Annotated in this window: 13 protein-coding genes and 1 tRNA gene; 5 read left to right on the plus strand and 9 right to left on the minus strand. The window is 65.7% G+C overall.

Annotated elements, in window-relative coordinates:
* Positions 1 to 13: 13 nt before the first annotated feature.
* The 8 genes from FB473_RS13150 to FB473_RS13185 form a co-directional block, all read right to left on the minus strand.
* Complete coding sequence (locus tag FB473_RS13150) at positions 14 to 3121, minus strand: type I restriction endonuclease subunit R (protein ID WP_167168546.1); 3108 nt, start codon at positions 3119 to 3121, stop codon at positions 14 to 16.
* Complete coding sequence (locus tag FB473_RS13155) at positions 3118 to 4314, minus strand: restriction endonuclease subunit S (protein ID WP_167168550.1); 1197 nt, start codon at positions 4312 to 4314, stop codon at positions 3118 to 3120. The genes FB473_RS13150 and FB473_RS13155 overlap by 4 nt, the downstream gene beginning before the upstream one ends.
* Entirely contained in the window at positions 4314 to 6911 is a 2598-nt protein-coding gene (locus tag FB473_RS13160; protein ID WP_341770122.1) for a type I restriction-modification system subunit M, read from the minus strand. Before FB473_RS13160 ends, FB473_RS13155 begins: the two co-directional genes overlap by 1 nt.
* A gap of 21 nt (positions 6912 to 6932) precedes the next feature.
* Positions 6933 to 7397 (minus strand): hypothetical protein, encoded by a 465-nt coding sequence (locus tag FB473_RS13165; RefSeq protein WP_167168553.1) that lies wholly within the window; start codon positions 7395 to 7397, stop codon positions 6933 to 6935.
* A gap of 225 nt (positions 7398 to 7622) precedes the next feature.
* Positions 7623 to 7695, minus strand: a tRNA-Ala gene (locus FB473_RS13170).
* Between the two features lie 63 nt (positions 7696 to 7758).
* The gene (locus tag FB473_RS13175; RefSeq protein WP_167168555.1) at positions 7759 to 8598 is read right to left on the minus strand and encodes a hypothetical protein; all 840 of its coding nucleotides are present in this window, start codon (positions 8596 to 8598) and stop codon (positions 7759 to 7761) included.
* A 61-nt stretch (positions 8599 to 8659) separates the two neighbouring features.
* Positions 8660 to 9337, minus strand: coding sequence for a GNAT family N-acetyltransferase (locus FB473_RS13180; RefSeq protein ID WP_341770123.1), 678 nt, complete (start codon positions 9335 to 9337; stop codon positions 8660 to 8662).
* 73 nt (positions 9338 to 9410) lie between these two features.
* Positions 9411 to 10676 (minus strand): molybdopterin molybdotransferase MoeA, encoded by a 1266-nt coding sequence (locus FB473_RS13185; RefSeq protein ID WP_167168561.1) that lies wholly within the window; start codon positions 10674 to 10676, stop codon positions 9411 to 9413.
* 17 nt (positions 10677 to 10693) lie between these two features.
* Between FB473_RS13185 and FB473_RS13190 the strand changes: the two genes are divergently transcribed.
* From FB473_RS13190 to mscL, 4 genes are all read left to right on the plus strand, one after another.
* Positions 10694 to 11350 (plus strand): 5-formyltetrahydrofolate cyclo-ligase, encoded by a 657-nt coding sequence (locus FB473_RS13190; protein ID WP_167168565.1) that lies wholly within the window; start codon positions 10694 to 10696, stop codon positions 11348 to 11350.
* Between the two features lie 68 nt (positions 11351 to 11418).
* Positions 11419 to 11727 carry an FmdB family zinc ribbon protein gene (locus FB473_RS13195; RefSeq protein ID WP_167168568.1) on the plus strand — a complete coding sequence of 103 codons (309 nt, stop codon included), beginning with the start codon at positions 11419 to 11421 and terminating at the stop codon, positions 11725 to 11727.
* Between the two features lie 151 nt (positions 11728 to 11878).
* Positions 11879 to 12460 (plus strand): SAF domain-containing protein, encoded by a 582-nt coding sequence (locus FB473_RS13200; RefSeq protein ID WP_167168571.1) that lies wholly within the window; start codon positions 11879 to 11881, stop codon positions 12458 to 12460.
* 107 nt (positions 12461 to 12567) lie between these two features.
* A complete protein-coding gene (mscL, locus tag FB473_RS13205; RefSeq protein WP_167168573.1) occupies positions 12568 to 12936 on the plus strand; it encodes a large conductance mechanosensitive channel protein MscL in 369 nt (122 codons plus the stop codon).
* Between the two features lie 16 nt (positions 12937 to 12952).
* On the opposite strand, the gene FB473_RS13210 is transcribed toward mscL, so the two are convergent.
* Positions 12953 to 13855 carry a hypothetical protein gene (locus tag FB473_RS13210; RefSeq protein ID WP_167168576.1) on the minus strand — a complete coding sequence of 301 codons (903 nt, stop codon included), beginning with the start codon at positions 13853 to 13855 and terminating at the stop codon, positions 12953 to 12955.
* A 213-nt stretch (positions 13856 to 14068) separates the two neighbouring features.
* Here FB473_RS13210 and FB473_RS13215 point away from each other — a divergent pair, with 213 nt between their 5' ends.
* Positions 14069 to 15019 carry a phosphate/phosphite/phosphonate ABC transporter substrate-binding protein gene (locus FB473_RS13215; RefSeq protein ID WP_167168579.1) on the plus strand — a complete coding sequence of 317 codons (951 nt, stop codon included), beginning with the start codon at positions 14069 to 14071 and terminating at the stop codon, positions 15017 to 15019.
* The last annotated feature ends 77 nt before the right edge of the window (positions 15020 to 15096 follow it).

A 15096-nucleotide genomic window follows, 5' to 3' on the forward strand; every position in this document is an offset into this window, starting at 1 on the left:
CGTGAGATAGGCGTTAGCGGTATTCATCGCGTGCCCTCACCAGGTCAAACAGTTCATCGAAGCGGTCGAAGTCGTCCGGAAGGATCTTGTGCAGCGCCCTGACGACGACCTTCTCCTTCATCTTGTTGCCGACCCAGTCGTGGTGCTTGGAGGTCATTACGGTGGTGTCGACCTGGATCGCTAGCTCTGGCGGCGCAAAACCAAAGTCGACCAGCGCCTTCTGCGCCCCAGTCCTGGCCCACGCTGGGTAGACGGTGTCGGACTCCTTCTTGCCGACCTTCGTGGCCAGCTCGAGCAGCCGGGCGAGGTACTCCTTGTAGTCGAGCGCCTCCTGCTTGGCCTGCAGGATCAGGGCATCGAGGAGCGAGGACATCGAGTCGTAGTACTTCGGGTTCATGGCGTGCTCGTCGACGATCGTCTTGCGGACGTTGTTGATGATCGTCTCGGCCGCGGCCTCGGGGTTCTTGCGGATCCCGGCCGGCAGGGTGTCGAGTGCGCCCTCGCCTCGTTCGACGATCAGCTCGACCAAGCCCTTGTCGAAGATCGCCACGTCCTCGACCGGGTCGGCCTGGATGTAGGTGTCGAGCAGTGAGCGCATACCGGCCTCGAACTGCTTCATGTCGATGTTTTCGCCGGCGCCGAGCTCGACCTCGTCGCGGACGGCGACGTAGTGGGCGACCTCGTCCTTGATCTGCTTCGCCTCGGCGGCGGTGTAGCCCGCGGTCTCCATGTCGTTGGCCAGCACGCCGTAGGTGCGGACGAGTGAGGCGACCGACTTGTACAGCTCGACGCGCTTGTTCTCGTTGGCCTTGATCTGCTCCGCATCGCCAGGGATGTCGGCGACGAAGTAGTGCTGGTACTCCAGCGTGCCCTTCGGCGGAGCGACCGGCTCACACAGGGCACGGATCCGCTCGAGGGCCTCGTCAAGGTCCTTCTTCGCCTGGTCCGTGCGGTCCTTGAGCAGGCCTTCGATGTCCTGTTTCTCGTAGCCGTCCAGCGCGCCCGACGTGTAGTCGGTGATGGCGTTCTCGAGGGAGTTGAACAGGTCGCGGTAGTCGATGATGTAGCCGTAGGTCTTGTCGTCACCGTCCAGGCGGTTGACCCGGCAGATGGCCTGAAACAGGCCGTGGTCACGCATCTTCTTGTCGATGTACAGGTAGGTGGCGCTCGGCGCGTCGAAGCCGGTCAGGAGCTTGTCCACCACGATGAGCAGACGCATCTGGCCTGGCTCCTTGATGAACTTCTCCTTGACCTCCTTCTCGAACTGAGCGACCTTCTCCGGCGTCGAGGCACGGTCGGCAGGCTCACCGAAGTAGTCGGCCAGCATCTGCCGGTAGATGTCGTACTGCCGCAGCTTCTCGGTCGCGCCCTCACCCGAGTCCTCCTTGGAAATGTCGGAGGCGTTCGGGACGTAGCTGGTCACGATCGCGACCTTGCCCTTGAAGCCGGCGGCCACGAACAACTCGTAGAACTTGCAGGCCTGGTAGATCGACTCACCGACCAGCATGGCGTTACCCCGCCCGGAGACCAGGCGCGGCTGGGTGTCGAAGTCCCACAGGATGTTCTGAACGATCATGTCGGCGCGGCTCTTGGCGCTGAACACCTTCTGCATGGTGCCCCAGCGCTTCTTCAACCGGGCCTTGCTCAGGTCGGTCATGCCCTGGGTCCAGTGCTCGAACTTCTTGTCGATCTGGGCGGCGCCCTTGAGCTCCTGGTCGACGTTGCGAGCCTCATAGCGCAGATCGAGCACGACTCCGTCAGCCACAGCCTCGTCGAACTTGTAGGTGTGGATGAACGAGCCAAACGTCTCGATACTGGTCGCCTTGTCAGCCTTGAGCAGCGGCGTACCTGTGAAGCCGATGAACATCGCCCCAGGCAGCAGCTCCTTCATCGCCTTGTGCATCTTGCCCGACTGGGTACGGTGCGCCTCGTCGACGAAGATGTACAGGTTGCCCTTCGGGCTGAAGTTCGCCGGCAGCCGCGAGTGCAACTCGGCGATGAATTCCTCGCCAGCGTCGTCCAGGTCCTTGTCGTCGTCACTGCCACGGAACTTGTGGACCAGCGAACCGATCAGCCACGGGTCGGACTTGTTGATCGCGCTCAGCAGGTCCGCACCCGAGGTGGTGCGGTAGATGTCCTCGTTGACACCGCCGAAGACCTTCTCGATCTGCTCGTCGAGCTCGGTGCGGTCGGTGATGATCAGGACTCGGGCAGCCTTCTGGTGCTCCCGGATCCACTTGGCCAGCCAGACCATGGTCAGGCTCTTGCCCGAGCCCTGGGTGTGCCAGACGATGCCGCCCTCGCGCTTGGCGATCCGGGCCTGCGCAGCCTTCACCCCGAAGTACTGGTTGTGCCGGGCGGCCTTCTTCACACCCGAGTCGAAGACGACGAAGTCATGGACCAGCTCAAGAAGGCGCTCCTTCGAGCACATCTGCACGAACGCCTTGTCCAGTGGCTCAGCGACGTCGGCGCCGACTGGGCTGTCCTGTGGCTCCTTCCACTCCAGCCAGTACTTCTCCGGCGTCTCGATCACGCCGTAGCGCAGGCCCTCGACGTCGTTGCCGGCGAACAGTAGCTGGACCGTCGAGAAGAATGGACGGATGAAGTCGGCCCGCTGGTTGCCGATGTTCTGACGGATACCCTCGCTGACACTCACCTTCGAGCGCTTGAACTCCACCACACCCAGGGCAATGCCGTTGACGTACAGCACGACGTCCGGGCGCTTGTTGTGCTCGCCCGCGATCGAGACTTCCTCGGCGATGTGGAAGTCATTGGCCTCGGGCTCGGCCCAGTCGACCAGCCAGACAGTCTCGAAGTTCGACTGCACGTCACGCTTGACCTTCACGCCGTAGCGCAGCAGCTCGTAGACCTTGCGGTTCGCTTCGTACAGCGAACGGTTGCTGCCCACCGCAGCCTCATTGCGCAGCACGTGCAGCGCACGGCCGATCAGGTCGTCGTCGACGCCACGGGCCTGCAGATTGGCACGAAGCAGAGCCTCCTCGATGTTCGAGTTACCCTCGCGGTCCTCCCACTTATCCAGGTACGAGTACCCAAGCTGCTCCCGGAACAGCTTGACCACGCGATCCTGCGTCTTGCGCTCGATCTGACCTACGGTGCTCATGCGCTTGCCTCCGTTGGAACCAGCCTTGTGCGACCGGTCAGGAGCTCCTGCATCATGCTCTGCTTGATGTCGCGAGTGGCTTCGAGGCGACGCTCGAGGGCCGCGATCTCGGCGTCAGAACTCTGTAAAGCCAATCCGATCGCCGCCTGCTCATCGAGAGTTGGCAGCTCCAGTTCGTATCTAGACACGACTTTCCAATCGGAACGCGGCATGTGCGTGCCATAGGCAGTACTCGCCGCCTCAATAAAATCATCCTGTTCCACCACGTACCTCAAGAACGCGCTAATCGCGACTCCGGTCCGTGGTCGCAATGCCCAGATCTCCGTGGAAGCATACCCATCCCTGTCGGCAAGCCAGTATTTGCGTAGGTACGCACGAAGCTTTCCGAAGAGGACGTCGCCCTTCAGGAATCTGGTCTTCAGCGATACTGACGAAGCGAGATCGGAATCACCAATCAGACGACCTGTTCGGGCCGATATGTGTTCAAGTTCGACCACACGCCCGCTCGTCACGCTTGGATCCGAACGCTCCTTCGACGGGGTCGCAATGTCACCAAAGATGACCGGCGTCCACGCACCCGCAAACCCGGGCAGTCGCGTGCGACCAGTCAGGAGCTCCTGCATCATGCCCTGCTTGATGGCGCGCTTCTTGGCGATCAGTTCACGAAGTGAATAGATCAGACCATCTGCGTCGGTCAGCGCCTCAGCAATTGCATCCTGCTCACCAATTCTCGGCATAGGAATTTCAATCGACCCAACCTGCTGAAAGTTCAGGCCCTGACGATTGCCACCTGCCTGGAACGAGTCGATCTGGTCTTGTCCAATGCGTGAGTTCAGTACTGCGCACACGAAGTGCGGGTTCATGAGTCCGCCTCGAACGCGAATCTCGCACACATGCTGGTTCACATTGCCTCCATCAAGTTGTGCCGTGGCGACTGCAGAGCGCCCGATGGATGCACCAGTGATGTTCAGGAGTACGTCCCCCTCACGGACCTCGGTTGCCGGGAAGGTGTCGTGTGTTGCATCGTCGATGTAGGCAAGGTCATCTAGGCGCAAGTCCCCCCAGCCGACATTTTGGCTTCGAATGAATGGCCTGCCAGTCGGTTGATAGACACTTGAGCCACCGCGAGGCGTAACTCCACTGCCGATTCGCGTAGTCACGTTCGCAAGCTTCGCTGTAGGAAGCCCAGACATCACCTAACCCCCATCACAGCCAGGTGTTCCGCGACCTTGGCGCTGAGCCGCTCAACCTCGGCATCAAGGTCGCCCACGGTCTCGGCGTAGCGATCGCCGAGCACGTCGAGTCGGTCGACCAGTTGGCGGATTAGGGCGTCCAGCTCGGCCTGGGCGCCGCGCACGAAGCGGGCTCCCCACTTGTCGTCGATGACCAGCGTGTGGATCTCGCCTGTCGAGAGCCTGCCGTACTGCTTGAGGGTGACTTCGTCGAGCTTGACCTGAGCGTCCCTGGCCGCCTTCTTCGCGTTGGCCTCAGCGTCGTAGAGCGCGATCAGCTCGACCAGCGCCTTCACCTCGTCGCTCTTCGGGTCCTCACGTTTGGCGATACGCAGGCGAGCAGCGGCGAGAGCCTTGCTGATCTTGTCGTCGTCCATGGCATCGGCGAGCAAGCCTTCCTCGCCCGAGTTCTCCTCGATGAACTCCTCGACAGCCTGGCCGGCGGCTTCAGCCGCGGCGTTGAGCTCCTCGAGCTTGGCTTTCTCGTCGGCGAAGTAGCGGTCCACGATCAGGGCCGGTGGAATCAGGTCCATCTTGTACTTGGTAGCGCTTCGGCCAGCTCCGACGATGAGGTCAGGTGTTTCTGAGAGCTTGCGCTCCTTGTTCTCGATCGCGGTGCGTGGCTTGGCCGCCTCGTCCCAGCCCGCGCTCATCACCAGTGCGACGTCGTCGTGCATGGTTTCGTTCCAGTAGCTCATGAGCTGCTCGTACACGCCGTACTCGTCGATGAGCGGCTTCGGACGGAAGCGCTCAAGCAGGGTGTCGCCTAGCAGCGCGATCAGGGCATTCGGGCGGGTGCTACTAGAGATGTCGACCAGCTCGTCGTGGTGGACGTTCCACCAGTGCGTCACCGTGCCGGTCGTGGTGCTCGCGAAGGCCTCGTACTCCGGTGAGCCGGTGATCGTTGCCTGGATCTCGCTCTTGTCGACGGCAAGCTCCGAGTAACCAGGGCGTAGCGGCTTGAACAGCGTGCCACGCAGGCTCGGGAAGGCGTCCCAGTAGCGCTGCAGGGCATCGAGATCACGGTCCGGGATGCCGCCCTTGAGATGGGCGTGCAGGTCCTGGATGTCCTCAGGCTCCGAGCTGTCGATGTAGCGCGGGATGTTGAGGTTGTAGTCGTTCTTGGCGTCGGCGATCTCAGCGACCGGGACCATGCGCGAGTAGCGCTCGACCTCGGTCTGCTTGTTGAACACGTCGATGATCTGGTGCATGTCGCGCGGGCGCAGACGGTTCTTGTTGCCGTCCTTCACAAAGCCCTTGCTGGCGTCGATCATGAAGATGCCAGTCCTGGCCTGGGCGTTCTCCTTGTCGAGCACGATGATGCAGGCCGGAATCCCGGTGCCGTAGAAGAGGTTCGCCGGCAGGCCGATGATCCCCTTGATGTAGCCCTTGCGGATCAGGGCCTTGCGGATGGTCGCCTCCGCGTTGCCGCGGAACAGCACGCCGTGCGGCAAGATCACCGCACCCTTGCCGGTGCTCTTGAGGCTCTTGACCATGTGCAGCAGGAACGCGTAGTCGCCGTTCTTCTCCGGCGGGCGGCCGTAGCCGTCGAAGCGGCCGAACTCGTTCTCCAGACCGTTGGTCCAGCTCTTGACGCTGAACGGCGGGTTGGCGACGAGGAAGTCAAAGGTCTCCAGGCGGTCGCCGTCCCGGAACTTCGGGTCGACCAGCGTGTCACCCTGACGGACGTCGGCCGTCTCGTTGCCGTGCAGGATCATGTTCATCTTGGCCAGCGCCCAGGTGGCGTTGTCCTTCTCCTGGCCATAGATCGTCAGGCCGTGCGGCGCAGCGTCCGCGACCTTGAGCAGCAACGAACCAGACCCACAGGTCGGGTCGTAGACAGTTGCCGACTTCGGCGTCCTTGGCTGGATACCGACGAGCTGGGCCATCACGCGCGAGACCTCAGCTGGCGTGTAGAACTGGCCTTTGCTCTTGCCCGACTCCGTCGCGAAGTGCCGCATCAAGTACTCGTAGGCGTCACCGAGTAGGTCGTCGCCCTCGGTTCTGGAACTCGAGAAGTCCAGGTCCTGGAAGATGCCGATCAGCTTGCTCAGCCGGTCGACCAATGCCTTGCCTTCACCAAGCTTGTTCGGGTCGTCGAAGTCGGCGTTGTTGATGACGCCGACGAGGTCGTTGGCGTCGGCGAGCCTGCGGATAGCCTTGTTAACCTGGTCACCGATGTCGCTCTTGCCCCGGAACGAAACGAGGTCGTCGAACGACCCGCCCTCCGGCACATCGACGAGGCTGTCCGGGTCGGCCTTGGCCTTGTCAGAGACGTACTTCACGAAGAGCAGCGTCAGAACGTAGTCCTTGTACTGGCTGGCGTCCATGCCGCCACGAAGCTCGTCCGCTCCGGCCCAGAGCGAACTGTACAGATCTGACTTCTTGAGAGCCATCGCTATGCCACCGCGCTCACTCTGAGAGTGACGAATGGGGGCATCGACAGCTGGCTCATGGGTAAGCGGATCTCCTTCATGGCTCCAACGCGCACACGGTTCTACAACCGCATCCCAACTTAGCGATGCAAGCCGGGGAGCGCTATTGAGGCCCGCCACCACTGTGCTGGGAGAACACGATAGCTATCCCAGACCAGCCACTCTTTGCTTCACCAGCGCAACAAGGCCAGCTAGGTCGGCCGAGGACAGCGGCAACTCAAACCGGGTGGTGGTCTTCTCGCGCAACGGATCGGCGGGATCGACTGGGTCGCCGTCACGAAACACGTCTACACCAATCCGGTCCATGAGCACATGGATGTTCTTCGACTTCGGATCCTGATCAAGAGTTTGCAGGCTCACAACCACGATCACATCACCCCGGCGAGCCTCGACCCACAGCCAGCCAGACAAATCGAACGACGGCTCCAGGCGTCCACCACTCGTATAGCTCGTCAAACCGCGCCCAGCGTTGCCACGGTTCTTTACCTCGAAGCCCTCCGCCCGCAACGCCTCGACGACGCGACCCCGCTGATCGCGCCTGCTCTTCAGATACGCGGCCCTCGCCTCAAGGAACTGTTGACGCAGTTGGTCGCCTTCAAGCTTCACCACTACCCCTCCTCGCAAAGCCGTACCTGCGTCGCAGGTACGGCGACGTTGGCCAGCGCACCTACTACGCCCGCGCTTTGTGACGACAGAGCGATTTTCCATACGAAACAGGGACCTTTGCAACTCACCATGAGGTCAGGCGAGCAGGCCCCGCAGCAAATCACCTAAGGCCTTCACACCAGGCAAACGTAAGTAACACTGCTTGCGAACGGGAACTTAAGAAAACTGTGGAGCTAGGGGGATTCGAACCCCCGACCTTCTCATTGCGAACGAGACGCGCTACCAACTGCGCTATAGCCCCATGCCGTGCGGCAACACCTGATGCTACACGACTTGCTCGGCGAGCCAAAAGCGGCGGGCGGCCTCACTCCCCCACAGCGCGCGGCATGTCGGGCAGTTCGTCCTGCTGGGCCTCGGGATCCTCGACGGCAGACGCCTGCTCGTCCTGGGCATCCTGTGGCGAGGCCTGCTCCGCGACGCCCGCGGGTGGCTGCTGATCCGCGGTCACGGGGACGCGCACCTCGCTGGAGGCCACCGGCGCGGCGAGGTCGATCGTCCGCACCGACCGTGGCAGCAGCGGACGAGAGGTGTAGGCCGTCGGCGTCACGGGGATCGGGTCCCACAGCGAGCCGATGGTGTCGGGTGAGTCCGACAGCCGGATCGAGCGCTCGGTCTCGTTGGCCGTCAGCGCGGTGGTCTCCTCGTCCGACCCCGGCGAGATGAGCACGGTCGGCTCGGCGCTGGTGCAGCTCACGCTGGCACGGCGCTCGGCGATCATCCGGTTGACGGTGACGGTGCTGATCCGACTCAGGATCAGGAAGACGAACAACAGCCCCACGGGGATGAGCGACCACGTGTGAGGAAGCGGCGCGAAGAACGGGATGATCGCGCCGATCACGACGAGGGAGAGGTGCACGACCAGACCCAGGCGACGGCGCTTCACGGCGATCTGCATCGCCCGTCGATGGTCGAACCGAGCGGCCCGGCGCATGAGCGGGGTCGACACGTCGGCGCCCGAATCGGTCAGGAACCCCTGACCGCCGAACCCGTCGCTACCCCGCCGGACGACGTGCATCGAATCGGCGAAGCCGTCGATCGCGTCGTCGTCCAACTGTGCACCCTGGTCACGTCGTCCCAGGTACCAGGGAACCAGGTACGCGATCCAGGCGACGACGATCGTCCCGAAGATCACCCCCGTAAGCATGCACTCAACGTACGGGCGAACCACATCGTTGTGATTCAGGCGCGCCGCCGGTGGCGGGCAATCAGCCGGCAGCGAATTCGCCGCCCGTGCCGAACGGCGTTCCGCCGCTTCTCCCGATCACCGGGAGCGGCCGTCCGTCCAGGTACCGATCGAGCAACCCGCCGGGCACCTCCTCCGCGTTCAACGCGAAGATCCGGTGATCGCGCCAGTCACCGTCGATGTGCAGGAACGCGGGACGCAGCCCCTCCTCGCGGAAACCGAGTTTCTCGACCACGCGCAGGCTGGGCCGGTTCTCGGGACGGATGGCGATCTCGACACGGTGCAGCCGCAGCACCTGCCACAGGTAGTCGCAGGCCAGGGCGACCGCCACCGGGGTCAGGCCGCGACCGGCGTAGTGCCGGTCGATCCAGTAGCCGATCGTGGCCGAACGGGCCGATCCGAGGACGATGTTCGCCACCGTCAGCTGCCCCATCAGGCGTGTCCGGTCGGGCGGGCGGGGATCGGAGGGCCAGTCGGGATCGATCGCCATCCCCCAGGGGATGAGCGTGCCCGCCCGCCCCTGTTGGTTCGTCTGGCGTAGCCAGCGGTCGAAGGGCAGCGGACGCGTCGTCGTGGCGGGCGGCATGGTGGCATCCCATTCACGCGTCCAGAAGTAGTTGGACGCCCGCAACGCGTCCCAGATGATCGCCTCGTGCTTGCCGATCGGGCGCAGCACCAGCGCCCCGGCCCGCAGGACCACGGGCCAGGAATGATGCTCGGGCCAGACGACGCCCTCGGGAACCCGGTGAGGTCCGGATCCGGAACTCGGCACGTCAGTCGGCCAGCAACCAGCAGCCGACACGTTCGCCCAACCCCACCGAGGTCGTCGCCTCGGGAAGCACGACGACGGCGTCGGCGGCCACGAGATCGGCCAGACGCGGGTTGTCGGGCCGCCCGATCGGGACGACGACCTTCTCGCCCGACTGCTCCCGCACGGTGCCGAACCGCAGGTCGAACAGGCCGCGCGAGCTGGACAGCTCGCCCCCGACCAGGCAACTCACCTGCTCCCGCTGCACGACCGGGGTGCCCATGAGCTTGCGGACGAGCGGGCGGACGAAGACCTGGTAGTCGGCGTAGGCGGCCACGGGATCGTCCGGGAGCATCACCATGGGGATCTCGTCCTCGCCGATCAACCCGAACCCGATGCGCCCACCCGGCGACATCAGCACGCTCGCCATGTCGGTGGGCCCCATGGTGGACACCACCCGCGGAAGCTGTGCCTGCCCGTCCAGCGCCCCGGTGGCGACCACGATGTCGGCGCGGATCAACTGGTCGCTGATCAGGTCGTGCAGTTCGCGGTCGGTGCCCGTGGCCAGCCCGACGCGCCAGACCTGTGCCCCGTCGGCCTTGGCCGCGGCCGCCAGCAGGTGCGAGTCGACGTCGGCCGGATCGGAATCCGCGTCGGCCAGGCTGAGGACGACGACCCTCGGCCGGGGACGCGCGAGCACCCGGTCGACGCCCGCCATCGCCAACAGGGCGCTGCGGCGGGCATCGAGCCGCTCACCCGAGCGCATGAGGGGAACACCCGCCCTGACCTCCGACCCGGCCCTGCGGACGAAGTCGCCCGGCGCCACCGGCCGTTCGACGGTCAGCACCGTGCCCTCCAGGACCGCCCGGCCGGCGGGGACGACGGCGTCCGCCCCCTCCGGGAGCACCTGGCCACTGCGCACCCGCACGGCCGCGCTCACCTTCGCGACGCGGTCGTCGTCCCGCAGCCGCAACGTGATGGGGCTGCTCGCATCGGCCCCCTCCAGGTCGCTGGACCTCACCGCGTATCCGTCGACCGCCACCAGGTCGTCGATCGGCTGGAACGTGTCGGCCACGATGTCCTCGCACACCGCCGTGCCCCAGGCATCGAGCAGGTACATGCCGAACGCCGGCAGCGGCTGGACCAGCGAGAGCAGGTACTTCTGCTGATCGCCGACCACGCGTCGTCCCGCATGATCGGACGGAGGCGGGGGCGGCAGGACGGGGGCGGGGGCGACCTCGACGGGCTCGACCACCGTGGTCTCCGCGGGGCGACGTTTGAACAGACCCATGCCCCTACGATAAGCGAGTGGCTTCCCCCGACCCTGTTTGCCCGACCGCGCGCCTCGAGATTCGCGAGCGCAGCACACGCGGCCGGGCATCGCGCACCGAGCGACAGCGGCGCGACGACGACCGCGCCCGCGACGTCCTCGCACTGGCGCTGGTCGAGCGGCTGACCTCCGGTCGCAGGGACGCGGCCGTCTCCTGTTACCTGTCGGCCGGCACCGAGCCCGGCACCTCGCTCCTGGTGGACGCGCTCGCCGCGTCGGGGCATCCCGTCCTGGTCCCCAGGCTCGGGCCCCTGCCCGACGGCACCCGGCGTGGTGGACCCGACTGGGCCTGGTACGCCGGACGCGAGGATCTGCGGCCCGGCCTGTTCGGCATCCCCGAGCCCTCCGCGGACGGGCTCGGGCCCGATGCCCTGTCGCAGGCGATCGTCGTCGTGGCCTCGGCGCTACGCGCGGGCACCGACGGCAGCCGGCTGGGCACCGGCGGCGGCTGGTACGACCGGGCGCTCGTCCACGCGGCCGCCGGCACGCCGGTGATCGTCCTGCTCAACGACGACGAGATCGAGTCCGTGCCGCAGGCGCCGCACGACCGGCCGATCGACTGGATCGTCACCCCGACGCGCACCGTCCGCTGCCATCCGCGATTCGGACCCCCCACCGAGGCGGAGTACCATTAGCAATCGGGACTCGAGAGTGCCACCGCCCTCCCCGCGATCACACCGATCACACCAGCGAAAGCAGACCCATGCCCACCTACCAATACCGCTGCCAGACCTGCCACAACGAGCTCGAAGCATTCCAGAAGTTCAGCGACGACCCACTGACCATCTGCCCCGAATGCGGCGGCCCCCTGCGCAAGGTCTTCAACTCGGTGGGCATCGTCTTCAAGGGCTCCGGCTTCTACGCCACCGACTCCCGCAAGTCGTCCACCGCCGCCGATCTGACGGCGAAGACGACGCACTCCTCGGAGTCGGGCGCCTCCTCGTCCTCGACCTCGTCGACCTCCTCGGATTCCTCCGGCTCGGCATCCTCGTCGGGCAAGGACGCCGCCTGAGCCCACGGGAGCCCGGCCCGGCGTCCATCGGGCCTGTGGACAGTGACCGACTCACTCGTCCCGCACCCACAACCAGGGTGTGATCTCCTCCTCTTCTTCCTCGCCTGCATCCGCCGCTCGTCCCGGCCGTTTCGCGCACCTGGCTCGCGCCGTGCGATGGCACCGCCGCGGGCTCGGGATCGCCTCGGCCGTCGTCTGCCTGTTCGCCACTCTCTCGGCGCTCGCGCCGCAACAGCCCGACTCGGTCACCGTCGTGGTCGCGGCGCACGAACTGGCCTCCGGTGACCGGATCTCCGCCGACGATGTGCGTGAGATCGACATTCCCGGCCAGTTCGTCCCGGCCTCGGCGCTGACGAGCCTGGACGAGGCCGTCGGCGCCACACTGACCGGCGCCCAGACCGCCGGCAGCGTGCTCACCGCGGCGTCCCTCATGGGCGCTCGACCCGGCGACGCGTCGGCCGACGAGCGGCTCGTGCCCTTCCGCATCACCGATGCCGGGGTCGCCGCGCTCCTCCACGTCGGTGACCGGATCAGTGTGGTCGGGTCGACGAGCGACGGCGGGCCCGTCGACCTGGCCACCGACGTGCGCGTGGCAGCCCTCCCCGCAAGCGCGGACGACGACTTCACCACAGGGGAATCCGGTGCGCTGGTGGTGGTCGCCACCGATCCCGGCACCGCCGCGACCCTCGCCGCTGCCGCCAGCCAGATGCGCATGAGCATCGTCCTGCGTTGAGTGGCGCTATTGACATGGTCGTCGTCGCAAGGTGTATTGGGTGGCGCGTACTGCCCCAACCAGCTGACGCGCCCCATGGGCGCGCTCCACCCCACGAGGAGAGAATCATGAAGGGCTTCAAAGAATTCGTCATGCGCGGCAACCTCATCGAGATGGCCGTCGCGTTCATCATGGGCACCGCATTCGGCAAGGTCGTGGAGGCGTTCACCAACATCATCCTCAGCCTGGTCTCCAAGGTGCTGGGCGGCGAGCCCAACTTCGACAACTTCGCGCCCGGCGGGGTGCCCGTCGGCCCCTTCCTGACCGTGACCGTGAGCTTCCTGCTTCTCGCGGTCGTCATCTACTTCGGCATCATCCTGCCGATCAACAAATACAAGGAACTCACCAGCAAGCCCGAAGAGGCCGAGGAAGCCGCGGCGACCGAGACGGAGCTCCTGTCCGAGATCCGCGACCTGCTCGCGAGCAAGCAGAACTGACCCTCGCCCGCTCCGTCTACGCCAGGGCCACGGTGCTGGAGCGGTCGGTGGTCATCGCGATGACCACCGGGCCGTCCACCAGCATGTCCGTGACGACGTAGTACATCACCTCGTCGTGCGTGAACCCGCCGCGCTGGACGGCGAGTGCCATCGCGTCCACCACGGCCTGCGCGTCGACCGTCGTCGGCACGAACTGCTGCTGGACGTCGCTGCTGGTGCTCCTCTGCTGGCCGTAGCCGTCGCATCGGTAGCGCCAGGGCGCCTCGCCCGACTGCGGACGCTCGAGCCGTTCGTACACCACCTGACACGACGAACCGTCGGGCAGTCCCCACAGCCCGCCCTCGGCCCGCGCCGTCGCCCCGCGCGGCGAACTGGGCCCTGGGATGGACACCTGCCACGCGGCGGCACCCGGCACCGCGACGGCAGCCTCCCGCAGCAGCTGTGCCACGCCGTCGATCGTGGTGAAGTCGAGCTCGGTGGCTCCCTCGACCCCGGCGACCGACACCGTGGGCCCGGGCTCACCCGCGCAGGTCGAATACACGAACAACGCCCCGGCCGGGCTGAGCTGGGCCTCCACCCCTGGTTCCGCATCGCACGAGGCCCGCACGGCGTCGAGTCGCGCGGTCAGCGCGTCCAGGTCGAGATCGTCCACCAGACTCGCACCGGACGGGCGAAGTTGGCCGTCCACCGCCGGGTCGCTACGTCCTTCCGCGTCGACGGCCACGTCGCCGCCCGGTAGCCGGACGACGGCACCCACGTCCTGTGCACCGTCCCCGAGGCTCACCGCGGTGACGAGCCGGCCTCCCGCGTCCTCGACGATGCGGTCGAGCGCCCGCTCGGTCGGGTCGCCGGTGAGCGAACAAGCGCTCACGAGCGTGGTCGCACAACAGACCGCCACGAGTCCCGGCTTCGCCCGCACGCCACGCTCCCTCACTGGTTCCATCCGCGTCTGGCCATAGACCCTAGCGCCCGGGCGCGCCAGGACGACGGGAGGATGCGTAACCATTTCGTTATCCATACCCCCATCTCGTCGGCCAGAACTCGCCCGGCGTTCACCTGCATGAAACGACCCCGTCGGTCCCGACGTGTTGATTGGGATCCAAGCGCAAGAGATATGCAAGGGAGAATCCAGATGCGTTCTGTCACCCGAATCGCCGCTGCGGCGGTCGCAGGCCTTGCGGCCCTCGCGATCGCGGGTTGTGGTAGCGACTCGAATTCCACCGGCTCCGGTTCGTCCGACGCCCCCGCCGAGAAGACCACCATCGTGTTCGCCGCCGTGCCCTCCGAGGAGTCGTCGAGCCTGCAGGCTCAGTACGACGTCCTCCTGCAGAAGATCGAGAAGGACGCCGGCGTCACCATCGAGTTCCAGGAGGCCACGAACTACGCGGCCGTCATCGAGGGCCAGCGCTCCGGTCAGATCGACATCGCCGGCTACGGCCCGTTCTCCTACAAGATCGCCAAGGACAGCGGCGCGACCATCGAGCCCGTCGGCTCCATGGTCAGCAAGGAAGGCGCCGAGCCCGGCTACTCCTCGTACCTGTGGACGAAGAGCGGCTCCGGCATCACCACGATCGACGATGTCAAGGGCAAGACGGTCTGCTTCGTCGACAAGGCCTCCACCTCCGGGTACCTCTACCCGAGCGCCGGCCTGCTCGAAGTCGGCATCGACCCCGAGGCCGACATCACCCCGGTGATGGCCGGCAGCCACGACGGCTCCCTGCTGACCCTGAGCCAGGGCGGCTGCGACGCGGCCTTCGCGTACGACACCATGATGAGCACGCTGTCCGACAAGGGCAGCCTCAACGAGGCCGACTACACCAAGATCTGGGAGTCGGAGATGATCATGGGCTCCCCGGTGGCCATCAACACCGAGACCCTGAGCGCCGACCAGCAGGAGAAGATCAGCGCCGCCATCCTCGACACCAACGTCGACTCGATGGTCGAGCAGGGGTATTGCACCGACGCCGACAGCTGTCAGCTCCCCGAGGACAAGTGGGGCTTCGCCAAGGTCACGGACGCCGACTACGACGGCATCCGCAAGGTCTGCGACCTGACCAAGTCCGAGGCCTGCGAAGCAGCCTGACGTACCAGGATCCCCCGTGCCGGGGGTGGGGTCGCACCGATCCCACCCCCGGCACGCCTACACGAAGGAGCAAGCAA

Origin of the sequence: Brooklawnia cerclae (assembly GCF_011758645.1) — a bacterium.
Taxonomy (GTDB): Bacteria; Actinomycetota; Actinomycetes; order Propionibacteriales; family Propionibacteriaceae; genus Brooklawnia; species Brooklawnia cerclae.

Excerpts from the sequence above, each read along its gene's own strand:
- FB473_RS13150 (WP_167168546.1), bottom strand. The coding sequence starts at position 3,121 with ATGAGCACCGTAGGTCAGATCGAGCGCAAGACGCAGGATCGCGTGGTC.
- FB473_RS13155 (WP_167168550.1), bottom strand. The coding sequence starts at position 4,314 with ATGTCTGGGCTTCCTACAGCGAAGCTTGCGAACGTGACTACGCGAATC.
- FB473_RS13175 (WP_167168555.1), bottom strand. The coding sequence starts at position 8,598 with ATGCTTACGGGGGTGATCTTCGGGACGATCGTCGTCGCCTGGATCGCG.
- FB473_RS13185 (WP_167168561.1), bottom strand. The coding sequence starts at position 10,676 with ATGGGTCTGTTCAAACGTCGCCCCGCGGAGACCACGGTGGTCGAGCCC.
- FB473_RS13195 (WP_167168568.1), top strand. The coding sequence starts at position 11,419 with ATGCCCACCTACCAATACCGCTGCCAGACCTGCCACAACGAGCTCGAA.
- mscL (WP_167168573.1), top strand. The coding sequence starts at position 12,568 with ATGAAGGGCTTCAAAGAATTCGTCATGCGCGGCAACCTCATCGAGATG.
- FB473_RS13215 (WP_167168579.1), top strand. The coding sequence starts at position 14,069 with ATGCGTTCTGTCACCCGAATCGCCGCTGCGGCGGTCGCAGGCCTTGCG.